Origin of the sequence: Vibrio sp. 10N.239.311.G01 (assembly GCF_041465805.1) — a bacterium.
Lineage (GTDB): Bacteria > Pseudomonadota > Gammaproteobacteria > Enterobacterales > Vibrionaceae > Vibrio > Vibrio crassostreae_C.
On sequence record NZ_JBFSRM010000014.1, the window covers coordinates 102,627 to 125,701 of the forward strand.

Genomic DNA, 23,075 nt, shown 5'->3' on the forward strand with positions numbered 1-23,075 from the left:
TGTTTTCTAGTGAAATTATTACATTGATTAATGCCATTTATTAATGATATGGGAGCTTATCTTCAATTATTCTGGTACTTGTGAAAGTTGGCACGATGCTAGCATTGATTATTAAAGTAGCTAGAGATTAATAGTATTAATATTATTCTCTGGCTTATGATAATCAAATAAGGAGAAAAATTATGCCAAAGTCAAACGCTAAAAATTCAGAAGCCAAACAACAAATTGAAGAAACTTATGAAAAAGCTGAAGAGGCCGCAGTAGAAGTTATCGAAAATGTGAAAGAGGCGGTCCATGAAACTCTCGAGGCCAGCTCTGAAAGTGTGAAGAACACGTCTGAGAAAGCGGAAAACATCATTAAAGAGCGTCCATTATTGAGTGTTGGCTGTGCGTTTCTCGCTGGTTGGGCTGTCTCGAAGTTAATCAAATAGCCATATATCAACATCGCAATTGAGAGAGCACCGTTATGCAGGTAAATAGTCAAAATGATCCAGTAAACTCTGCCAATGATAAATCGAGCGATCGTAAGGTGGATGATCTTAAACGTTCTGCTTATGAGTTAAATGGATTGTGGAAAGACTTAGCTATATTACAGACACATACCCAGCAATGGTCTCAATCGACCTTAGAGCTTTTCTTATTGGAGTTTCGCAATAGTGTTGATGCATTTAAAAAGCGTCTTGTGTTTCAGCTCCTCTTTGTTGCGTTGTTACCGCTGTTTCTTTTTAGTATCGCCGTCGGTGCTGGAGTAGTGATCTACTACTTCACTTTGAATCTGTTAGCGGGTTACGGCGCGTTTATATTCACACTCGGTTTGATTCTAATATGCTTGGTACTTCGTTCTAGTTACTTAAAGCAATTTATAGGTTTTGAATGTACGAAAGAGCAATTGAAGGAGGGGTTACATGTCAGCACTCAAGAATCGACAAAGACAGATTCAAATGAAAAGACTTGAGGGGAGAAGTAGAGCTCGCCAAGTTGCACTTTGTATGGGACTTATTCGTCACAAAGGAAAAGAGTTTGTTCACAAGTACCCCTTGTATGCTCTTGGCATCACAGGCCTTGGTGTTGTAATTTTGAATCGAACTCATCGTTTTAAATCGTCTGTTTTTGGTTATAAACAGCTATCGCTAATACTTAATTTACTTAAGTAACCATCATTTTTAATTCAAGTTAGTGTTGGCTGACGGTATCGAGTGCCTGATTCAAATTGACGAAGCCTCAAAAACAAAACCTCCTACTCATAGGAATAAAATGACATCAAAAAAATACAGTATTCTTAGACAACGAAGTGTGTTGCAAACTAGTTTTATGCTCCTTGCTGTTCTCATGATGTCTATTTTTACATTACATATCGCCAAGCCATTTTTGTTGCCAATCATCTTTGGTGCTTTTATTTCTTTGCTATGTAGCCCTCTAGTTAACTACCTTACTCGCTTCGGTATCCCTCGAGTCATTAACGTAATGGCTGTACTTATTGGTTTTATTGGCTTTGTTGTGATTAGTTTGAATATGTTGAGTGAGCCCGCTCAGCAATGGTGGTCAAAATTACCAATGTTGGTTGAGAATGTATCTAATGAAGTGAGTGAGGTTACTCAAAACAGTCGCTTAACTGACGCCACCGGGTTCTCCATGAGTAGTACTGTTACCAATGATGGGCTTACCAATAACACGGCTTTTTCCATTATAGAATCAGTGCTTACGACAACACCAACCATTGTTACTCAGTTGTTGGTTGCGTTTCTTATGGCGTATTTCATGATGAGTTACGGTCGAAAAATTTATTCTCAAAGCTTATCTCTTTTTGAATGCTTTTCAGATAAGCGTAGGGCTGTTGAATTGGTTAAAGTTGTTCAAAAGGATTTGTCTCGTTACATAGGCGCCATCACCATCATTAATGTTTGCTTAGGACTCACTGTTGGCTTTGCTTTTTATATGATGGGATTGCAAGACCCTTTCCTTTGGGGCGCTTTTGCAGGCTTAATTAATTTTATCCCCTATCTTGGCCCGATGGTTTCAGTTACGTGCTTTGCTTTAGTCTCTTTTATACAGTTTGAGTCGTTTAGCTACGCATTGACGGTCGCTGCGATCTTCCTGGCGATTAATTTGATAGAAAGCCAATTGGTTACTCCTACATTACTGGGGAAAAGGTTTAGTCTCAATCCGCTGATTTTATTTGTATGGCTTGTATTTTGGGGTTGGCTATGGGGCTCTATGGGAATGCTAGTAGGGGTCCCATTACTTGTCTGTGTGAATGTATTTTTTGAACAGTTAAGACATCCAAGGTTGAATGCTCATAAAGGTCAGTAGAGCAGAAGTAAGCCTTGATAACCACTCAGCGTCACTTCTTTCTGTGAGTGTTAGTTCTGTTGCTTTATGACTCCTTTTTGGACAGCTGGCTGAGGTTAAACTCTGTGTGAGATCAAACTAGTATCGCTATAGGCTTCAAAAGCAATAGTTGCTGGTTCTATTTCACTTAGAAAGGTTAAGAGTCGGTTGCGACGAAGCGCCTCCACCTCACAACGGTTATGTGCGATAGCATAGAAGCAATGTTTACCTAGGTCGATACCTAAAGTATGGATAGAAGATATTTGGTTCACCTCACTCTGAGAGCCGACTCTAAGCTTAAGGGCTTGAGAATGAGGCGGATCATATAATTAAGCCTCACCAAAGTGCTGTGGCTTTATTGTTAGAAATTAAACAGGCTCTGTTTACCTGAATGACATAGACTAGTGATTCACTTGCTCGACAATCTCGCGTGTTAAGCGGGCAATCTCATCCCACTCTCCATTTTCAACGAGTTTCTTGTCGACCATCCATGTACCACCGCAGGCTAATACTTGAGGCACTGCTAAGTAGTTATCGATGTTTGATGGCGTGATACCGCCTGTAGGCATGAGTCGAATATCACCGTATGGGCCAACGAGTGATTTAACCATGCTGATGCCGCCAGATGCTTCTGCTGGGAAGAACTTCAAGGTTGTTAGGCCCATCTCTAATGCCGCTTCAACGGTGCTTGGATTGTTCACACCTGGAATGATATCGATGCCGATCTCTTGGCATGCTTTAACTGTGTTCGGGTTAAAGCCCGGTGATACCACAAACGTTGCGCCCGCTTCTTTTGCTGCGAGTGCTTGCTCACGGTTCAAGATGGTGCCCGCGCCGATCAGCATTTGTGGCTGTGCTTGGCGAAGCAGTCGGATAGCTTCAACAGCGGCGTCTGAACGGAACGTAATTTCAGCGGCGGGAAGCCCATTCTCAGCCAATACTTTGCCTAGAGGGATAATATCCTCTGCGTTATCAATGGCGATAACAGGGATAACTTTAAGTGCTTTTAGCTGTTCGTTAATTGTAGACATGTGTACTTCTTAATATCAGTTTGAAAGAGTGTCGGTGATGGATTTTGGGATGATTGCGCCATGATGTTGAATCACCAATCTGGCTAATGCATTACCTTGGTGGCAAGCTTCTTCAATAGAACCTCCAGCGAGATAGCAAGATAAGAAACCGCCGTTAAAAGAGTCGCCAGCAGAGGTGCTATCAACCACAGTCTCGACTGGTGTCGTTGTGATTTTTACTGGCTCATTTGCGGAGTTTTCGCTGATCAAGCAGCCTTCAGCACCAAGCTTTACAACAACGGTTTTGACGCCGAGTGCATGCAGCCTTGTTATGGTGTCTTGCGGCGTTTGATCGCTCCATAACAGTTGTTCATCATCAAAGGTGACTAGGGCTATATCGGTTGTTTTATAGCCCAATAGATAGCATTCTTTAGTTGCGGCTTCTGAGCTCCACAACTTTGGTCGATAGTTGCTATCAAAGGCGATGGTAACGCCACGCTCACGCAGGCCCTCGATGATAGTGAGCAACTTTAGTTGATCGCTGTGTGGCAAGATCGCCAGAGAGATTCCACTCAAAAACACCATATCGACATCTTCAAGTTGGGCGGTTATTTTGTCGAAATCTGGGTGCTGTACCATGTAGCGAGCAGCGGAGTCATTACGCCAATACAGAAATGTGCGTTCACCAACGTCGTCTAATTGAATCAGATAAAGGCCTGGCGAGCGCTGCTCGTCAATCAGTACGAAATCAGTTGATAGCCCTTCATCCTGCCATTGGTTAAGCATCTCTTTGCTGATAGCGTCTGAGCCTAGAGCCGTGACATAACTGGTACGAATCATAGGTGCACCTGTCGAACAGGAATAGCTTGTGGCACCTCGGTTCAAATAAACAGCGGCGTTGAGCGTATCTCCACCATAGGTTTGTTGCATGGTGCCGAATGGAGCGCCGTTCAGTTCAATCATGCACTCGCCGATAATCGCAATGTGGCTCATAGTGTGCCCTTACAGAAAGATTGGTATTGTTAGGTATAAATGATGGAACGTGGCTACAAGGAAAGTAGCCACGTTGATTCTTTTCCCAATAGCTTGAGAGGAGGTCTTATTTGTTGTCTAGTTTTACGAACAATAGCGTTAGAACATAAGACAGTGCGAACACCCCCACCACGCCCATCAGTGCCTGAATGAAGTTTTGCGTACCGCCTGCAAGGTAAGCTGGCAAGCTGAATACAGAAGAAAGAATGTAGCTTGTTAAGTGCGTATCGATTGTTACCGAGATAGCACCGAACACGCCTGCAGCCAAGCTCGCGGTCATCATCGCTTTGGTGTATTTCGTTAGGACACCAAATAGAGCTGGCTCCGTGATGCCTAAAATAGCCGTAACACTTGAGCCCATCGTAATTGAAGATTGCTCTTTAGAAACTGTCTTACGTTGCTTATGCCAGATAGCCATTGTCGCGCCTGCAATTGCCATGTTACCCAAACACATGATCGGCATAAGTAAATCCTTACCGTACAGTGCAAAGTTGTTCAGGCTGATTGGTGTCATGCTGTGGTGGATACCAAATACGATGGTAATCGGGCGAGTTAGACCAAACACAAAGCCCGTTAACGTCGGAGAGATTTCCAGTAGCGAGCTCATTACCCAACCTGCACCATTACTTAGCCAGATACCAGCAGGGCCAACAAATGATAGCGTGATGGTCGAAGTCACAGTAAACGCAAGCAGTGGCGTAAATACTGGTTTCGCTGAAGAGGGTACCAGTCGGTCAACTAGAGGTGTCACTTTAGACAATAACCAGATTGCTAGAATCGCAGGAACAATCGCGCCGCCGTAATTAAGCAGTTCAATAGGAACCACGCCTAGCACCGTCAGCTCAGGAGCCGCGCCAGCATCTTTTAGCATCACCGCTTTATCTACTAGCTTGGGTGCTAGCATTGCAGAGGAGACAGCAAGTGCGATGTACTCGTTTACTTTGAATACCTTAGCGGCAGAGAAAGAGACCAGCATAGGCAAGAAGAAGAACACAGCGACAGAAATTGAACGGAAGAAATAAACCGTGTCCGAGGTTTCAGAGATAACATTGGTTGCAATAAGACCAGACAACAGGCCCATCAACATACCCGCGCCAGCGATTGCGGGTACAACCGGACCAAAGATGCCTGCGACAATACGCATCACGCCTTGGAACAGCTTGCCTTTCTCTAGTTCATCAGCCGGATTAGCGTCAGCTTGTTGAGTGTTTGATAGCGCGTTGAACCACTTCTCGACCTCAACACCGATGATGACTTGAGTTTGGCCTTGTTGAAGTACCACACCTTTCACATCTGCGATCTGCTTGATTGCTTCTTCGTCTACCAGCGACTCGTCTGCTAATTTGAATCTCAGCCTTGTCATACAGTGCGTGATACTCACGATATTGTCTTCACCACCAAGTGCAGTGATTAATAACTGTATATTTTCTTTGAAATTTTTCTTCTTCGATGATGACTTCGAGTTATTAATAACGGCATCACTTTTTTCTACCATTTGCATACTACACCTGTTATTGGAATATATTTAACTCGAGCAATCATAACGACAACCAATTTAAATCCAACGGAGTAAAAAGAGATCTCAATCACACTTGAAATCCGAAAAATTATTTTTTCACCGTTTTTGGCCAATTGGTATGTTTTGGTTATCAAAAAAAATCACTTAACGTACCAATTATTTTTACGCAAAATTAGCGCTTGAAATGTGGTTTTTAAAGCGGTTAGATAATAGGAGTTGACTTAAGTTTAGGTTATTTAATTGTGAAAGAAACTATTATATCTGATATCCATTGTATTATTACTAAACCAGACAGACACAACCTCATTACCGTGGTAGTTGAAACGAATGAAGGCGTGACAGGGTTTGGTTGTGCGACATTCCAACAAAGACCGCTTGCTGTAAAAACAATGGTCGATGAATATTTAAAACCTATTCTTATTGGTAAAAACGCCAATAATATTGAAGACTTATGGCAAATGATGATGGTCAACGCTTATTGGCGAAATGGCCCTGTTATCAATAATGCAATTTCCGGTGTTGATATGGCACTGTGGGATATTAAAGCCAAATTGGCGGGTATGCCGTTACACCAGTTATTTGGTGGTAAGTCTCGTGATGCTATTCCTGTATACACACACGCGACGAGCGACACGATGGAAGGGATTTATGAGCTGGTGGAATCTTTCCTAGACAAAGGCTACAAGCACATTCGTTGTCAGCTTGGTTTCTATGGCGGCGTTCCAACGGATTTGCATACCACTCAAAACCCGACTGAAGGTTCGTACTACGACCAAGATCAGTACATGGACAATACTCTAACGATGTTTAAGTCGCTGAGAGAGAAATATGGTAACCAATTCCATATTCTTCATGATGTTCATGAGCGCCTATTCCCGAACCAAGCGATACAATTTGCGAAGGAAGTCGAGCAATATAAGCCGTATTTCATTGAAGATATTCTGCCGCCAAATCAAACGGAATGGTTGGATAATATTCGCAGCCAGAGCTCAGTTTCATTAGGTTTAGGGGAGTTATTTAATAACCCTGAAGAGTGGAAATCATTGATTGCTAACCGCCGCATTGATTTCATTCGTTGCCATGTTTCACAGATTGGTGGTATTACCCCAGCTCTGAAACTCGGCCATCTATGTCAGAACTTCGGTGTTCGTATTGCATGGCATTGCCCGCCAGATATGACGCCAATTGGCGCAGCGGTAAACACGCATTTGAATGTGCATTTACACAATGCTGCCATTCAAGAACATGTCGAGTACAACGAGAATACACACAAGGTATTCCCGAACGCTGCAGAGCCAATTAATGGCTACTTATACGCTTCTGAAATCGCAGGTATTGGTGTTGAAATCGACCGAGAGGTTGCAGCCGAGTTCCCTGTTATGTATCGCCCCCACGAGTGGACTCAAAGTCGCCTTCCTGATGGCGCGATTCATACCCCTTAACTCGTATTTTTAATATCAAATGGTCGCTATAAGCGGCCATTTTCTTATTTAATATACTTACCAGATATTACGTATTATCTGGTAAGTATATTTCTAGTATCATTAAATTAATAATATTAGATGTGAAATAATATTAGTGGCTAATCTATAGAGTAATTAACTTATATCTATAAAAATTAACCATACTAAATCGAATTAAAAGGTTACTTCTTATCTCGGAAGCTCATGCTCTCATTGTTAAAAGGAGTGTGATAGGTGCATTGATATTTGATGTCGATGATATCGCTGACGATGAATAGATCCCCCGATGCTAAGAAACCTCGGTTGGTGATATTCATCGCCGCGGCATTTTTTTTGCAGCCGAGCAACTCCGCGTCTTCTTTAGATACGTTGATCGCTTGATACGTCGTTAAGTAGCTATCGATCTGAAGACCTTTCGCCAATGCATGTTTCTGGATTGAGCTTTCAATGATCTCGGCATTCATCTCTGGGAAGACACTGACAGGGATCTTGGCTTCTTCAATCTGAACTACTTTGTTGTTAATCAATCGAAGCCGTCTAATTTTCCAGATGTAGTCATTGTCGTCTAAAGAAAAAATCTGCTGTTCGTGGTTATCGGGTAGCGCTTTATTCAGTTGGAGCTTTTTATAAGAGATCTCTTCAAAACTGTTTTCAGTAATGGAGTTGTACACCAGTGGTGTACCAATGAGAGAAGTGTTGACGAAGTAACCAGAACCCACCTTAGATTTCACCATGCCAATAGCCTCTAGCTTGGCTAGCGCTTTTCGAATAGTAAATCGAGATAACCCATATATTTCAGAGAGTTCTCTTTCCGCGGGAAGCTTATGATTGATACTGTTTTGACAGATCTTGCTCACAATATCTTGGACAACTAACTCGTACTTTTTCATAGATCAATAACTTTAAAGTGTATTCACTGTGACTAAAGAATAGTGAACTAAATCAGGGATTCAGTACGCTCTGAATGACTCATAATTGTAACATAGAAGGTTAAGTGGGTGATGATAAATAGGGTTAGTTAGGGATACTAGTGACCACCTTTTGCGCTGACTTGATTACATCTTGTGATTCTAGTCCTCATTTTGTAAAACAAGATTATGAACTTTAACGTGCGGCATTTAATGTCTGTGTTGTTGCTATTTTAAGTGACTAATTCAGGAGTAGGGTATGAGTTCGAATCAAATCAAAATGTCGTATTTGATGTGGGTAATGTGATTGTGCGTTGGTCGCCGCTGGAAATTACTCAACTAACGTTTGGTAACATTGCCGACCCTGAAGCCCGAGCGCTTTCGATTTTCCAAAGTGCGATTTGGTCGGATTTGAACAAAGGGTTCTTAACCGAAAATGAAGCCAAACTTCGCTACCAACAAGAGCTCGATTTATCTTCATTAGAGTGCGACCGCCTGTTTTATTACGTTAAGAAAACGCAGATCTTATTGCATGGTTCTGTCGACCTTATCGAGCGCGTAAAGCGTGCTGGGTATGGTGTGTATGCACTTACCGACAACGTGGTCGAGATTGTTGAACACCTAAAAGCCACCTACGAATTTTGGCCTTTGTTTGATGGCGCAGCCGTATCCGCTGAACTTGGCATGCTTAAACCGCAGCCTGAAATCTACCAAGCGCTTTTATCTAATTATGGGCTCAAAGCTTCAGAAACGGTCTTCATTGACGATATGCCTTATAACGTTGAAGGTGCGAGATCTTTGGGTATGGCTGCTATCCAGTTTACCGATGCCGTTCAGTGTGAAAACAGCTTGCAGGCGCTTGGCGTTAATTTATTAGATTGACACCTTGGCGAGTGAGTTAAATTTGAGGGTGTAGAAAATGAAAAGATACCCACCTAAGTCTATCGTTGCATTCTTGTTTTTGACTATATCAGCGCTGGTTTTAGTTGCGGCTGTCGTGCTTCAAATTCGCGGTGAACAAGCGTGCGATAAAACAACGCTGATAATTAGATTAAGAGCCATGCTATTGAAACATCGCTCTTTTTTAGATTTGGATACGCGCTTTCTTGTTTAATTGCGAGTTTGTTCGGCATTCAAATGCCGAATCAACTTGGCTGGAGTGCCGCCGTACAGGCAATCTGGTGGTACATCACTGTTAACCACTGAGTTCGCTGCGATAACAGAGCGAGCGCCAATCGTAACGCCTTGGTTGATGACTGAGTTTCCACCAATCCACACATCGTCTTCGACTGTGATAGGTAGGCAGAAAGTTTCCCACTTACGGCGGCTGAGATAATCCAGTGAGTGGGAGGCTGTGTAAAACTGGGCACTTGGCCCTATCAATACATTGTTACCAATCTTGATATTCGCGCCATCAAGCATCACCACGTTCATGTTGATAAAGGTGTCGTCACCGATCTCGATGGTTTTGCCAAACTCGCAATGAAAAGGAGGACGGACAACGCTGCTTCCTACTTTACCAAACAGATTAGCCTGAAGACTTGGTAGTTGAGTATCGTCTGAACATTGATTCAAGTCTGATAGCGCCTTGCTGGCGTGAGTGCGCATGTGGTCTACCTCATGGTCTGCGCCATCAAAAATCTCGCCGGACAGCATTTTCTCGAGTTCTGTTTTCATTGTTTGCATCCCATTCGTCAACATCGATATTAGAATACGGATAATTGGACATAAAAAAAGAGAAAAGCCTCAGCCTTTCTCTTCCTATTTTGTACCTTTAAGCATTAATGCTAAGTGAGCCCAGCTATTCAGCAAAAGGCGCGCTTTACCAATTAGATTTGCTCAACGAAACCCATTAGGTGCTTCTTCACTTCGTCTGAAGCAAAAGCACTCTCTACAGAGTACTTGTAGATCTCTGCGTAGTCTTCTTGTGTTAGACCGAACGTTTCACATACACGTTTCACTTCGTTAGTCATGGTTGTGTTCGACACAGTGCGGTTGTCTGTGTTGATCGTTACAACGATGCCGTCTTTCTTGAATTCAGCAATTGGGTGGTCGCTGAATTTGTGAATACATTTAGTTTGCACGTTACTTGTTGGGCAAGTTTCAAGCGCAACCTGCTTCTCTTTAACGATGTTGTACGCGTCTTCGTTACCTTGGATGTGGACACCGTGGCCGATACGCTCAGCGTCAAGCAGTGTGACTGCATCGTAAACGTTCTGACCATGCCATTGCTCACCTGCGTGAACCGTCACACGGTAGCCTTGTTCAATAGCGTATTGCGTGTACTCAGGGAATTCAGCGCAGAAGCCCGGCTTTTCACCGCCTGCAATATCAAACGCAACCACGCCTTTACCAAGGTATGGTTTACCAGCGTCGATTACATCTTTGATTGAGTCTTTCGGGAACATACGAAGTACAGACATGATGTAGTTGCCCTTAATGTCGTATTTCTCTTCTGCACGCTTCATGCCTTTAACCGCACTTGCGATGATTGCATCAAGAGACAAGCCCTTGTTTACGTGAAGAATCGGTGCAAAACGAACTTCTAGGTACTTAACGTTTTCTAGTGCTGCGTCTTCGTAAAGCTCAAAAGAGATACGCTCAATCGCTTCTTCCGTTTGCATCACTTGCAGTGGCAGGCTAAAGCAAGCTAGGTACTCATCAAGGTTTTTGCAATCTTCAGGCACTGTTAGAGACTTTACTACCGCTTCACGGTCTTCTGGAAGTTCGATTCCGTACTGTTTCGCCAGATCAATAATGGTGTCTGGACGAACACTTCCGTCTAGGTGGCAGTGCAGATCAATCTTAGGGAGTGCTAGAAAGTTCATGAGTATTCCTTAGGTCTATTATTTTTTGAGTTATTAACTCATAGGTTACATGGGCTTAAATTAACAAGTTTGTGATATGATTTAAAGTGACATAAAGTCATCATTAATCTGAATCTAAGGAATATCATGGTAGATGTTAAAAGCTTACTCAAATGTGATATGAATTTACTGCTGTGTTTACACGTGTTGCTTGAAGAGCGCAGCGTGAGCAAAACGGCAGAGCGATTGTTCCTTAGTCAGTCTGCGGTGAGTAAACAACTCACTAAGCTGCGTTCTTTGTTTGACGACCCTTTGTTTGAACGTGAGTCAAAAGGCCTGTTTCCAACACCGAAAGCCACCTCTTTAGCGCCTAAAATTCATCAAATCCTTCTGCAAGTTGAACAGCTAACCGTGCCGGACATTTTTGAGCCGAAAGACAGCGAACGTACTTTTAATATCGATCTTGTTGAAACCGCTTATACCGCGATTTACCCTAAATTTATGCCTAACGCGCTAGCAGATGCGCCGAACATTACGGTAAACAGCACTACTTGGAGCAGCGAAACCTTTAAGCGCTTACTAAAGCGTGAGGTCGATTTCGGGATTGGAATTTTTGAGCTCGATGAAAGGGCTAGCACCCACATTCAAAATATCCCTGCCGAGCTAAACCACGTCGAGTTGCTGCAAGATTACTCTGTGTGCTTGATGCGAAATGATCACCCAGTACTTCAAGAAGAGTGGAATCTGCAAGCCTTCCTTAAATACCGTCATATTCAGTTGGTGACCGGTGGCGTTGGCGACTGGTTGCTACTGGAAATCTTGCAAGCCAAACAGCTTCAAATTAACAAAGCCGCCAACGTGTCGGACATCACCAGCGCAGTAAAGCTGTGCAAACAAAGCGATTTGCTGATGTGTTATCCGTACAACTCGGTTCGTGACTATATTGAGAGTGGCGAACTGGTGATGAAGCCGATTCCTATTGAGTTGGTTCCCGGTGGTTTGTTTTTGCTTTGGCACCGTTACTTTGATTCTGAACCAAGCCACAAATGGCTTCGCGACCTCATAGTCAATAAGACCCAAGAACCTCAGCTGTAAACCGCGAGCTACGATGATCAAAACGGCGAAATAAGTTTTTTAAATTTATTTCGTCTTTTTCGAATGAGCATTGTCTTATTACGGGTGCCAAATGCCCGCCAAGAATGAGATATCTAAATGAATCCAATGCCATCGATTCCGCAACAAGTCATTGAAGATGCTTGTGAGTGGGCAATTATGCACGGTGTCGCTTTTCGTCAGTCTGACAATACCGCGAGACATTGCCCGTTTAGCCTTGCTCCAATGAGTATTGAGCGTGAGGTTTTTGAACACCTGTTGAAGGTGACGCCGCTGATCACCAAGCTCATCAATAATGTTTCTGAAGACCACGACTTTTTACAGTCATCCTTGAGCGATATGGCGAAAGCCGACCCGTTTTTTGGTCGTCTGATGGAGTTGCACCGACAAGCCCATGGCAGTGCGGATGAGCGCTTGAATCCAGCTCGCCAACCATTGCTATTAATGCGCACTGATTTCATGGACGATCGCCAACACGGTGCAAAAGTGATTGAGTTTAATGGCATTGCGGCAGGGATGGCGCCTTTTGGTCAACGCGCTACAGAATTCCACTCATTCATGCAAAACCAATGGCCAAACGTGTATAACCATTGGTTGGAAGATCCGTCAGCAACACCGGCTGGAAACCAAGGCTTAACCCAGTTGGCTTATGGTATCGCTAATGCTGCAAGGCAAGTGAAAACCGACTTTAAGGAGCAAGATAAACCAGTTTTCTTGATGGTGGTGCAGAAGAACGAAGACAACGTTTATGACCAACACTTGCTTGAAGTCGAGCTACAAAAACAGGGAGTTCGTACGGTTCGTCGTACCTTTGAACAATTGAGCTGTCAGCTTTCATCGGGTGACAATCAACGCTTGTTACTGAAAGATGTCGGCGCTGTCGATGTGGTGTACCTAAGAGCTGGCTATCAGTATTCAGATTACTGGGCTCCAGAACTCAATGAATCGGTTTGTTGCCACACGCTAAGTCAGACTCGCTTGTTTATGGAGCAACACCATGTCGCAATGAACGCGACCATCAGCCAGCAATTAGCGACCAGTAAAACCATGCAAATGCTGCTGACCATGATGCCTGCAGCAGAATACGCACGTTGGGGTTTAACGCGAGAAGAAGCCGAACTGGTCAAGAGTGTATTAGCTGACATGAAGCCAATCACCAGTGAATCGATTGAATGGTTTAACACACAAGCTGATAAGCAAGAGTGGGTGCTAAAAAACCAAGGCGAGGGCGGTGGTCATTGTGTTTTTGGTGACGACATCAGCGAACAACTAAGCCAGCTTAAACCAGAAGAGTACGACGCGTGGGCATTGATGCAGCGCTTGTACCCGCATGAGCGTGACGTGCCGACCATTGCTGTACGTGACACCCAACAAACGCTAGTGACAGATTTAGTCAGCGAAGTCGGCCTATTCACCGCTTACTATCAAGGCAAACCAGTTACCGAATTGGACGGTTACGCGGGCTACTTAATCCGCAGCAAACCTGCCAGCGAAAATGAAGGTGGAATCCACAGTGGAAAAGGGATTTTGGATTCTTTAACACTGATTGAATCCTAATTTCACTAAGCAATAATCTAGTGGTTTTGATAATTGAAATCCCGCATCTACTAATTGGATCCGGGATTTTTCGTTTTTAGGGCTCTATAAAAAGATCTCATTGACACGGGTAGAATGATCGTTCTACTCTGTAGGTAGAGCAACCATTCTACCTGTTGTTATACCTATCACTGTTACTTACTACGATTGGTATTCAGTATTAAGAGAGCACTATGTTGAGAGAACAGATTGCAGCAAGCTTAGAGGTGGCATTTAGCCAGCAAGGTTTTGCTGAGCCGAGCGTTGCACAGCTGAAAACGGCGTGCGATGTAAGCCTAAGAACCTTGTATAAACATTTCCCTTCAAAAGAAGCGATGATCGTTGGTGCCTTGGAATATCGACACCAACGCTACTTAGATTTCTTGTTGGAAACGTCGCCTGAAAAGGGGCTCGCATCGGTTACTCATATCTTCAACAAGCTCCAACAATGGTTAGAAGAGTATGCGCCACATGGGTGCATGTCGATGAATGCGATGGCCGCGTTTCCCGATAATGAGCTTATCAGCCAAGCGGTTACACAGCATAAAGAACAAGTTCGTTTGCTAATAGGCAAGCAGAGCCTGCGAGAGGATCTCGCGACACCGCTGTTTTTACTTCATGAAGGCGTATCAAGCGCGTGGCCAGTCTTAGGCGAAGAAGCAGTGGCATCGGCACAGAATATGGTGACAAAATTACTCAAGGAAACAGTATGAATTTCGAGATACCAAAAACAATGAAAGGCGCAGAGATGCTAGGGCACGGCGGGGCAGAAATGCTTGGCTACCGTGAAGACATTGCTGTTCCAAAAATTGAGCCTAATGAAGTGCTGATCAAAGTCATGGCAGCAGGCGTTAATAATACTGACATCAACACGCGAATCGGTTGGTATGCAAAAAGTGATGATTCAGACGATGCCAGTTGGTCGGGTGAAGCGCTAAAGTTCCCTCGTATCCAAGGTGCTGACGTGTGTGGTTTTATCGTGGAAGTCGGCAATGAAGTCTCAGTTGACCGTATTGGTGAGCGTGTTCTGATTGAGCCTTGTTTGACCGAGGTTTATGGACAAGATCTACCACAGCCATGGTATTTCGGATCTGAATGCGATGGTGGTTTCGCTGAATACACCAAAGTAGCAGCTAAGCATGCTTACGCGGTGAACAGTTCTATGTCGGATGTTGAGCTAGCGTCTTTCCCATGTTCTTACTCAACAGCAGAGAACATGCTAACTCGTGCCAATGTGGCTGAAGGTGATCGCGTGCTTATCTCAGGTGCATCGGGCGGTGTGGGCTCTGCGGCTATTCAGCTAGCAAAAGCTCGCGGCGCGTATGTTATTGCCATCACTAGCCCAAGCAAGAACCAACAGTTACTTGAACTTGGCGCTGATGAAGTGATTGCCCGTGATGCAGATTTGGTTAACGCGCTAGGCGAAAGCAGCGTGAATGTGGTGATCGATTTAGTTGCTGGTGACAAGTGGCCAGAGTTTCTTGAAGTCCTAAAACCGCATGGCCGTTATGCTGTGTCTGGTGCGATTGGTGGTGCAATGGTTGAGCTTGATGTGCGAACTTTGTATCTCAAAGACCTCAGCTTTTTTGGTTGCACGGTTTTAGAACCGCAAGTATTCCAAAACTTGGTTAATCGTATCGAGAAACAGCAGATTGGCGCCATCGTTGCAGAGTCTTATCCGCTAGCCGATATCCATAAAGCGCAAGATGAGTTCTTAAAGAAAAAGCATGTTGGTAAGATCGTGTTGGAAGTCGCTCAGAGTTAACTTTAGACGGTGTCACGCATCTAATCTATGTAAGAGCGAGCCAGTATCATGTGCTCGCTTTTTTGTTTCTGGCGAATGCTGGCGGGCTCAGTCTTGCAACCCGTTGAGTAACAGATCCTATACAGCTGAAAAGTTAATGATTCATTTATCATTGTGTGGTTTATGAATTAACTGTGCGATAATTACCGCCATTATATATCCCTATCTATGTTGTATTTATCTAGGAGCCGTATTGATGTTTAAAAGGGTATTGCAGGCACTATTCTCACCTTTTGTTGATTCAAAAAACAAACCCTCTGCAGAGCCTGCCCAACAAGAGCAACAACAAATCGTTGCTACTGATTCTGTTCAGTCTTCAATCTTTGTTCCGCCGTCGTCCGCTCAGCCATCATCATTAATCGTCGATAAGACGCTTAGCCTTCACGATGGTGAGTTCCTTGATTATTTGTTTGGAGAGTCTCGCCTTCGAACGGAGTCAGACCCATTTAGTGATTTTGTCGCTTGCCAAATCGAACGCTTGATTCGCTCTCCAAAAGCCTTGCTTAATGAACTTCCAGTGATGCCAGCCTCTGTGACCACGTTAATGGGCGAATTACAGAGCGATGAGTTTGATGTCGATACTCTGTTAAGAGTGATTGAGCGCGAGCCGAGTATGGCTGCCGATGTGATTAAACTGGCAAATAGCGCCTTTTACAAACGCAATGAAAAACAGGTTACCGACCTAAAAACAGCATTCTTAAATATGGGTTCTCAAGGGCTCGTTGAAGGGGTGGTGAATAGCTACATGAAGAACTTCACGCCGGGGAACAATATTTACTGGCGTCACTTCGGTGAGAAAATTTGGAATCACAGTGTTCAAACCGCGTCGTTTTCTAAGGAGTTGATGAAAGACTCCTCATCTCAAGAAGAGCAAGCAGCGGCGTATTTTGTTGGGTTAATTCGCAACTTAGGCAAGATGATCATTTTCCAGATGATGGTAGAAGCCTTCAAGCATGTTGATCCTTCTTTTCCACCTAACTCGTTAGCATTGAAGCGCCTGATGAACAGCTACTCCATTCGCCTGACTTACACCATTGCTAAGTTCTGGGAACTGCCAGAATCAGTGTTGACCGCGATTGGCTACCAAGAGTCTAGCCGATACGAATGCACACCACTTGGTCAAGCTGTGTTTGAAGCTAACTACTTGAGTGAATTGTGCTATTTACGGGAAGAACAAACGATTGAAGTCGAGCAGTTTAAGCGCAGATGCAAAGAGACACTGATGTCTCCGGCGGCATACAAAGTGGCTAACCGGATTTATAAAGAGTCTGAATTGGCGCTAGTAGGATAATAACGCCTGGCGCTGGCTAGGTTGATTCTGAAGTCGTCATAAAACGGTATTTTCTAAATGGTCTTACGAAGCAGTAAGACTATTTTTGTTTCAATTATCGATTAAGGGATCTTAGCCAGTTCTTGCTTTAATTTATCGATTTTACGCAGTTCTTTTTCGATCTTACCCTCATACTTTCGGATTTTATCCGCTCTATCGTCTCTTTTTGCTTCTTCTAGGTCAGCTTGGTATTCAGCTAAATCTTGTTCATTGGATTCAATCTTCTCACGCAGATCATCCTTCAAGCCTTCATTAGTGCAGTTCTCTTTCGCGGCTTTTAACGCCGTGGTTAATCGCTCCACTTTGTACTGATTATCGTACTGCTCCGCTTTCTTTATTTGATATTCGATCTCACAGAATTTCTTTTCACAACCAGTTAGTGCGTCGCATTGGGTGCTCGCCATGCTGTTAAAAGAGAATGCGCAAAGAAACAGTAATGAGCCTTTTAGGTGTCGAGTCATGGTTTACCTTCTTATTGGGTCTAATTAGTTTGTGCTTATATTTGTTGAGTCTCACTTCGAGAGTACATTAGCACCCCATTTCTTTGCTATTGGCAGGGGAGTGTTAAAGATAAGTCGCTGTGCCTAATGACTTATCTTTGAACATGGCTAGATTTACAAATGGTTAATCCACAACTGATCGAGTTCGCACCAACCGAAACCATTCACTTGCGCGCCGTGTATCTTTTCAGAAACCTCTAAGTTGAAGCCTCTTGCTTGAGCTTAACCACAACCCCAGAGTCATTCAACCAATGCTTGAGTTCCAACAGTGCATTCATCGCTAACTCAAAGTTGGGCTGGTTTCTTATTGAGGCTAAGCCTTGTTCGATTTTCTCTAGCATCTCAGCAGGCAGCGCTAAGTCCTCAAACGGGAAGCGAGTGAAAAAGCTTAACCACGAAGTGAAGATGTCGTTCTCATCAATAATACTGCACAGCGCGACGTCTTTGGTAGTTAGGTAGTGAGTTAGGTAATGTCCATATTCGACGCTGGTTTTGTTGTCGCCAGACACAGACAACTGATCGAAAAGGGCTTGGCATTCAGAGGTGTCTTCAACGGTGAACTCACGAACGGCTTTCGACAACGCTGGGTTTTGAATCTTAAAGAAGGTTGAGCCGAATTCCGGTTTGGAAGCATGGTTATCGCAACGCACAGTGATCGTTTTCTCGGGCAGTTTCACGCACACCTGATTTTGAGCGCAGGCTTTGCTCTGTGCCCATTCCGGGTAGACCCACAACTCGACTCGATTAAGAATCGGCGTGCTGTGTGAATACGCGCTATTGCGGCTCAATCTCAACATCTTGCTTGAGAAGATGTCTAACGAGAACGCGCCAGAACCAATCAGCCTATCAGTCGGTGATGAGTGATCAAAAATGGAGGCTTCAGCTTTGGCAAGTAGGCGTGGTAAGTGCCAATCAGGTTGATTCAGTTTCACGACAACCACATTACCTGCCGAGACAGAGACCTCATCAATATGCTGATAACAACGACGCCAAATTTTGCTTTGGCAGAGCGAGTTAAGGTTGCGTGCTATGTCTTGAGGTTCGAGTGTTCGACCGTTATGAAAGTGAACACCATTACGAATCTGAAAGTGCCACTGTGTTGCATCTTGATTAGCCTGCCAATGATAAGCTAAATCGCCGCTGAGTTTGCCGTGCTGAACGGTGGTAAGACGTTGGCAAACTTGCATCACTAAGAAACGTTCGGTGCGTCTAAGTACTCGTTGAGGGTGAAGAGCCTCGAGTTCTCGGTGAAACGGGATGTACGCGATATTCTGCGTCGACGGATTGGTATTGCTTAGAAAGGCTTGCAACTCAGTGCCAGCATTGCGGCCGTTGAAGCTCAAGGTGCTAAACACCTGTTCTATGTTGCCTGCGTCAGCTTGGGTTCGTGCGTATTGGTAACACGCCTCAATGGGTTCAACCAGACACGTGAGTTGTGCCTTCTTGCTGCGGCCTGAGCTAGCTTGCCACTCAATCCAGCCTTGTGCTGTCATCGCTTTGAGTAAGGTCTGAACGTGACGTTCACTCACGTGCAGCAGTGTGGCCAGTTGGTTGACCTGACAGTGTGATACTCCAGGCCCAAAAGCCTGAAATATCTTTTCATACAGTTCAAGCTTACGCTTAAGGTTGCCCAATTTGCTTTTCCTAACGACGAGGTTGAGTTAAATGTGAATAGCCAGAATCAATCAGTGCGTTTTCCATCGTATCGAGAACTCGAGAGGTTATCTCTGAGCTCAGGATATTCGATTCAGTTTTGCCTTGAAGCACCAAATCTGAAAAATGGTCGATTTCAAACTCGAATCCATTCCCTATCACTCGGTAGTTAATGGTCGACTTTTTGCCTTGATGTTCAATCTCAATAAAGGCCGGATTCCACCATTTTTCGTGAATGGTGATTTTGGTTTCAGGTCCACTCAAGTGTGCTGATCGGGGAAGGTTTTGCACTGTTGATGCCGATATCTTACCGCTTATATCACCAGAGAATGTAAAGCATGCATTGGTATCAACATTCGCTCCCTCATAAAGACACGACATCTCTACCTGAGGTTTTGAAGGGTTTACACCCAGCGTTCGGCACAGATCGTAAAAGAACCAAAGCCCATAGACCCCAACATCGAGTGTTGCTCCGCCTGACAAATCCGGATTGAAGATAAACAAATCGGGCTCATAGTCATGATGGTTACCAAAGCTGGCTTCGATTGAATCTATCTGAATGTTGTTATCGACCAAGAATGATTGGAGCTCACGATATGCGGGAAACACCACGGTTTTCATTGCTTCTAACAGCATCACGCCATTTTGCTTCGCGAGAGCTTTCATCTCAAGCCAGTCAGCAAGGTTGGTAAAAGCCGGCTTCTCGACCAATACGTGCTTATTGTTCTTTAGAAACAGTTCGGCGAGTGGCTGGTGGTATGGGTGAACCGTAGCGATGTAAACCGCTTCAACACTTGGGTCATTCGCCATCTCTTCATAAGAACCATACGCCTTGTCGCAAGCAAACTTGTTGGCGAACGTGGCTGCGCGTGAGTGATCTCTGGCGGCAACCGCATCAAGCTCACCATGCAGAGAGTGCTCTGTGACTGCGGTTGCGAATCGATTGGCGATATTGCCTAGCCCTGCGATGCCCCATTTTATTTTGCGTTGCGTGTCGCTCATCTGTTGCTCCAAATCGTTGTTTTGTATCAGTGTACTCAGAGACGTCACATACAAATAGAGAACAGATTTCTCAACCTGTTCTCAATTTATTTTATTCTAGTTGAAGCTCAGGATTAGCTCTGTATTGAGTGTTTCCAATCGGCTAGGGCTTTAATGTGTTTTGGCCCGATGCCACAACAGCCACCGATAATATTCGCGCCCAGTGCATGCCAGCGTTTAGCGTAAGTTAAGTAACCTTGGCCATCCAGCTCACGCATCTCCTGAAACATATCATTCGCTTCATGTTCGTTGCTGATAGGCGCAAAATTGTTGGCATAGACACCAACTTCTAAATCACTGCCTAGCTCATCGATCACTTTCTTGGCATCGATAATGGCTTGATCCATCACTTCAGGCACTGAACAGTTAAACATAATGCCTGTCGCGTTTGATTGGCAGGCAAGTTTGATCGCGTCTGTTACGCTCTCGCCAGAACGAATATTGGCAGAATCGCCCTTGGTATCTTCCAAACTGAATGCGTAGTAACACGGCTTATCTGACTGCTTAAGAACCGCATGAATGGATTCGAACTCTTGCAGGCTGCAGATGGTTTCCGCTATCCAAAGATCGATGTTTGGATCCTGGGCATCGTAAAGCGTTTGAATGATTGGCGCCGCCTCTTCTACCTTAAATAAGTCTGGTCGGTAGCTGCCAAATGGCGGTGGAATCGCGCCCGCCACTTTTACGGTGTGAGAAGCATTGTTAGCAACTGCTTTAGCCAGCTCACCAGACAGTGTGGCTAGTTCAAAACCTCGCTGCTCGAACAGCTCTTCACCCAAGTGAAAAGGCACACAGGCGTAGCTATTGGTGATTAGGATTTCAGTACCTGCATCGACAAAGTTTTGATGTGCTTGGCTGACAAATTCGGGTGCTTCAATCAGCGCTTGAGCACTCCAAAGCGGTTGAGAAAATGGCGCGCCAATTTCTTTGAGTTCTCGGCCCATGCCGCCATCAAGTATGGTTAGTGTTTTCATATTCAATACTATCTAAACAATTGCTGAAGTTCTGCCGCCACCATATCAGACAACCTTGTTAGACAGAAGCCATCAAGCCAAGGTTCAACTATCGATGAGGGAGTTTCGTTATAAGCCGTCTAGCGGGCTAGTCGTGCCACTAAAGTGTTGCCCAATAACGTGAGTGTAAATCTGAGTTGTCTTAACATCACTGTGCCCCAGTAGCTCTTGAACCGTTCTGATATCGGAGCCTGACTTTAGAAGTTGCGTAGCAAAACTGTGCCTGAAAGTATGACAACTAATTCGCTTGTGGCGCAATTTATTAGAGTTAGTCGCCTTCTTCAGCGTTTTTCGGAGTACCGAATCATGTAGGTGGTGTCGGCATACGATCCCCGACTCAGAGTGTTGAGTGACGGATTTTGATGGGAATAGGTACATCCAAGCAAGTTGTCGATAGGCACTAGGGTATTTTTTACCTAATCGGTGAGGCAAAGATGGCCCAAACCCATTCAAGTTATCTTTAGCGAGCAGAACTGCAACTTGTGAAATTTTGTCTTGTATAGCTTCAGTGAGTGAAAAACTTAAAATTGTCACTCGGTCTTTATTTCCTTTCCCATTGTGAACAGTGAGAGACCCTTGTTTTAGATCTATATCTTGTACTCGAAGCCTCAGGCATTCCGATACTCTCAAACCTGAACCATACAACAAGCGAAAAAACAGTTGATATTTAGGATCTATTTCATTGATCACCGAGATAGCTTCCGCATGATTGAGTACGCTAGGAATTTTTCGAGACCGAGTCGCATAGCTAAACCCTAAGTCTCCTAGAGGTTGCTTAATAAATTGATTGTATAAATAGGCTAGAGCATTGAGAGCTACCTTTTGAGTATTGATGGCTACTTTTTGTTGATTAGCTAAATGAGAAAGAAAGGAGACAACTTCAGCGGCATGCATCTGTTCAGGGTGTTTAAGCTTATGAAAATGAATGAAGTATTTTATCCAGTAACAGTAGGCTTTGATTGTCTTGCGACTATAGCCTCGCATCGTCATATGTTCGCAAATTGCCTGCATGAATTGACTCGCCATATATTCCCCTCACAAAATCTGTACATACAGACAGTTTATTGCTTGTTGAATAATTAATGACTTAAAAAAGAGTGGTTTTTAACTCTGATTGAGCACGAATTTAACGAGAGGCTTATTTTAAATTATTGATTATACTGCAGATTTATGGGTGGTTAAGAATGAGGCCGAGCGTTACATAGTCGGCAATATGTGCTTGCACGTTTTCACACTTATTGTTTAGACCCACTTTTATATTAAATGCATAGCATTCAGTTGGTTATGAGTGACCTTTTTGATATGTTAAGCGGATGGATTCGTGCTTGCACAATATTAAAATGTTATATGCTAATCATAAATTACAAAAAATGGAGTAATAAATGTCAGTAACTTTGGCTACGGGAGTCACCTTAATTGATTTCCTTAATAAATCCTTGGAAACGTTAAAGCTGATACAGCAAGAAAAAGCAGATTCAACTGAACTGCATCTTCATTTAGCGACCTTAACTCAACAACTTGGAACCACAATGGTTGAAGCGTCTCAGCTTCAAGGGATTTTGGCGCAAAAGAACGAAGAAATTAGGCAGCTACAACAAAAACTAGATGAGAAAGTAGCTGTTAAGTTCCATCCTAAATCTGAATTATATTGGGCTGACGACGACCCAGTTCCATACTGTACCAAATGTTATGAAAATGACGGAAAACTTCTACACCTCTATTTCTATGAAGGGCGTGACAGCGGCTTTGGTAGTACAGTCTCCAGTTTTGACTGCTCAGTTTGCAAAAGTGAATATCCAAGGTTCGATCAAAAATAAAACGCATATAACAAACAATTTAAGAGGGATTCACCACGCTTGGCATTTTTGGTTCGAGTCAAGTTCGGTGTTTACGGCGCTCAAATTGAGTTCTGTGGTCGCGTGGCTCACCCCTTAATTGGGCTACATGGACTCCCTCTTTTGTCAACAATAGCTCCCGCT

The 23,075-nt window shown here is 44.0% G+C and carries 23 protein-coding genes and 1 pseudogene; 13 read left to right on the forward strand and 11 right to left on the reverse strand.

The genetic code is table 11. The features are described from left to right. The first annotated feature begins 182 nt into the window (after positions 1-182). From AB6D06_RS13080 to AB6D06_RS13095, 4 genes are all read left to right on the forward strand, one after another. Positions 183-431, forward strand: coding sequence for a hypothetical protein (locus AB6D06_RS13080; protein WP_010431939.1), 249 nt, complete (start codon positions 183-185; stop codon positions 429-431). A gap of 35 nt (positions 432-466) precedes the next feature. Further along, positions 467-955: a hypothetical protein gene (locus AB6D06_RS13085; protein WP_372110435.1), complete on the forward strand. Its 489-nt coding sequence runs from the start codon at positions 467-469 to the stop codon at positions 953-955. Further along, positions 942-1,154, forward strand: a complete 213-nt coding sequence (locus AB6D06_RS13090; protein ID WP_016795981.1) for a hypothetical protein — start codon at positions 942-944, stop codon at positions 1,152-1,154. The genes AB6D06_RS13085 and AB6D06_RS13090 overlap by 14 nt, the downstream gene beginning before the upstream one ends. Positions 1,155-1,254: 100 nt before the next feature. Further along, entirely contained in the window at positions 1,255-2,310 is a 1,056-nt protein-coding gene (locus AB6D06_RS13095; protein WP_372110437.1) for an AI-2E family transporter, read from the forward strand. Positions 2,311-2,729: 419 nt separating this feature from the next. Here AB6D06_RS13095 and AB6D06_RS13100 read toward each other — a convergent pair whose 3' ends face one another. From AB6D06_RS13100 to AB6D06_RS13110, 3 genes are all read right to left on the reverse strand, one after another. Continuing rightward, positions 2,730-3,359, reverse strand: coding sequence for a bifunctional 4-hydroxy-2-oxoglutarate aldolase/2-dehydro-3-deoxy-phosphogluconate aldolase (locus AB6D06_RS13100; protein WP_372110439.1), 630 nt, complete (start codon positions 3,357-3,359; stop codon positions 2,730-2,732). Between the two features lie 15 nt (positions 3,360-3,374). Further along, on the reverse strand, positions 3,375-4,331 hold the full coding sequence (locus AB6D06_RS13105; RefSeq protein ID WP_372110441.1) for a sugar kinase: 957 nt from the start codon (positions 4,329-4,331) through the stop codon (positions 3,375-3,377). A gap of 106 nt (positions 4,332-4,437) precedes the next feature. Next, positions 4,438-5,871 (reverse strand): PTS transporter subunit EIIC, encoded by a 1,434-nt coding sequence (locus tag AB6D06_RS13110; protein ID WP_371693387.1) that lies wholly within the window; start codon positions 5,869-5,871, stop codon positions 4,438-4,440. Positions 5,872-6,131: 260 nt separating this feature from the next. On the opposite strand from AB6D06_RS13110, the gene AB6D06_RS13115 reads away from it, so the two are divergent. Beyond that, positions 6,132-7,331, forward strand: a complete 1,200-nt coding sequence (locus AB6D06_RS13115) for an enolase C-terminal domain-like protein (protein ID WP_004732372.1) — start codon at positions 6,132-6,134, stop codon at positions 7,329-7,331. A gap of 203 nt (positions 7,332-7,534) precedes the next feature. On the opposite strand, the gene AB6D06_RS13120 is transcribed toward AB6D06_RS13115, so the two are convergent. Next, the gene (locus tag AB6D06_RS13120; RefSeq protein WP_017065208.1) at positions 7,535-8,242 is read right to left on the reverse strand and encodes a GntR family transcriptional regulator; all 708 of its coding nucleotides are present in this window, start codon (positions 8,240-8,242) and stop codon (positions 7,535-7,537) included. Between the two features lie 255 nt (positions 8,243-8,497). On the opposite strand from AB6D06_RS13120, the gene AB6D06_RS13125 reads away from it, so the two are divergent. Together AB6D06_RS13125 and AB6D06_RS13130 are read left to right on the forward strand one after the other, a co-directional pair. Further along, on the forward strand, positions 8,498-9,142 hold the full coding sequence (locus tag AB6D06_RS13125; RefSeq protein ID WP_324295268.1) for an HAD family phosphatase: 645 nt from the start codon (positions 8,498-8,500) through the stop codon (positions 9,140-9,142). Positions 9,143-9,179: 37 nt separating this feature from the next. Then, on the forward strand, positions 9,180-9,374 hold the full coding sequence (locus tag AB6D06_RS13130; protein WP_017072485.1) for a hypothetical protein: 195 nt from the start codon (positions 9,180-9,182) through the stop codon (positions 9,372-9,374). Here AB6D06_RS13130 and AB6D06_RS13135 read toward each other — a convergent pair. Then, on the reverse strand, positions 9,371-9,937 hold the full coding sequence (locus AB6D06_RS13135) for a sugar O-acetyltransferase (protein ID WP_372110444.1): 567 nt from the start codon (positions 9,935-9,937) through the stop codon (positions 9,371-9,373). The genes AB6D06_RS13130 and AB6D06_RS13135 overlap by 4 nt on opposite strands. A gap of 152 nt (positions 9,938-10,089) precedes the next feature. Then, positions 10,090-11,088, reverse strand: a complete 999-nt coding sequence (gene add / locus AB6D06_RS13140) for an adenosine deaminase (protein WP_017071685.1) — start codon at positions 11,086-11,088, stop codon at positions 10,090-10,092. Positions 11,089-11,214: 126 nt separating this feature from the next. Between add and AB6D06_RS13145 the strand changes: the two genes are divergently transcribed. From AB6D06_RS13145 to AB6D06_RS13165, 5 genes are all read left to right on the forward strand, one after another. Next, positions 11,215-12,162: a LysR family transcriptional regulator gene (locus tag AB6D06_RS13145; RefSeq protein ID WP_017061092.1), complete on the forward strand. Its 948-nt coding sequence runs from the start codon at positions 11,215-11,217 to the stop codon at positions 12,160-12,162. Positions 12,163-12,279: 117 nt separating this feature from the next. Further along, the gene (locus tag AB6D06_RS13150; protein ID WP_372110446.1) at positions 12,280-13,737 is read left to right on the forward strand and encodes a glutathione synthase; all 1,458 of its coding nucleotides are present in this window, start codon (positions 12,280-12,282) and stop codon (positions 13,735-13,737) included. Between the two features lie 212 nt (positions 13,738-13,949). Next, positions 13,950-14,468 (forward strand): TetR/AcrR family transcriptional regulator, encoded by a 519-nt coding sequence (locus AB6D06_RS13155; RefSeq protein WP_017061096.1) that lies wholly within the window; start codon positions 13,950-13,952, stop codon positions 14,466-14,468. After that, positions 14,465-15,520 carry an alcohol dehydrogenase family protein gene (locus AB6D06_RS13160; RefSeq protein ID WP_372110448.1) on the forward strand — a complete coding sequence of 352 codons (1,056 nt, stop codon included), beginning with the start codon at positions 14,465-14,467 and terminating at the stop codon, positions 15,518-15,520. Before AB6D06_RS13155 ends, AB6D06_RS13160 begins: the two co-directional genes overlap by 4 nt. 235 nt (positions 15,521-15,755) lie before the next feature. Beyond that, a complete protein-coding gene (locus tag AB6D06_RS13165; protein ID WP_372110450.1) occupies positions 15,756-16,850 on the forward strand; it encodes an HDOD domain-containing protein in 1,095 nt (364 codons plus the stop codon). A 101-nt stretch (positions 16,851-16,951) separates the two neighbouring features. Here the strand turns inward: AB6D06_RS13165 and AB6D06_RS13170 are convergent, their stop codons facing one another. From AB6D06_RS13170 to AB6D06_RS13190, 5 genes and pseudogenes are all read right to left on the reverse strand, one after another. Next, positions 16,952-17,350: a DUF1090 domain-containing protein gene (locus AB6D06_RS13170; RefSeq protein ID WP_017093318.1), complete on the reverse strand. Its 399-nt coding sequence runs from the start codon at positions 17,348-17,350 to the stop codon at positions 16,952-16,954. A gap of 153 nt (positions 17,351-17,503) precedes the next feature. Continuing rightward, positions 17,504-19,023, reverse strand: a pseudogene (locus AB6D06_RS13175) (SgrR family transcriptional regulator). Between the two features lie 10 nt (positions 19,024-19,033). Continuing rightward, entirely contained in the window at positions 19,034-20,044 is a 1,011-nt protein-coding gene (locus AB6D06_RS13180; protein WP_372110452.1) for a Gfo/Idh/MocA family protein, read from the reverse strand. Positions 20,045-20,157: 113 nt separating this feature from the next. After that, entirely contained in the window at positions 20,158-21,057 is a 900-nt protein-coding gene (locus AB6D06_RS13185) for a homocysteine S-methyltransferase family protein (RefSeq protein WP_372110454.1), read from the reverse strand. Positions 21,058-21,165: 108 nt separating this feature from the next. Then, complete coding sequence (locus AB6D06_RS13190; protein WP_017067063.1) at positions 21,166-22,122, reverse strand: integron integrase; 957 nt, start codon at positions 22,120-22,122, stop codon at positions 21,166-21,168. A 356-nt stretch (positions 22,123-22,478) separates the two neighbouring features. Between AB6D06_RS13190 and AB6D06_RS13195 the strand changes: the two genes are divergently transcribed. Then, on the forward strand, positions 22,479-22,913 hold the full coding sequence (locus tag AB6D06_RS13195; RefSeq protein WP_017033298.1) for a hypothetical protein: 435 nt from the start codon (positions 22,479-22,481) through the stop codon (positions 22,911-22,913). Positions 22,914-23,075 lie beyond the last annotated feature (162 nt).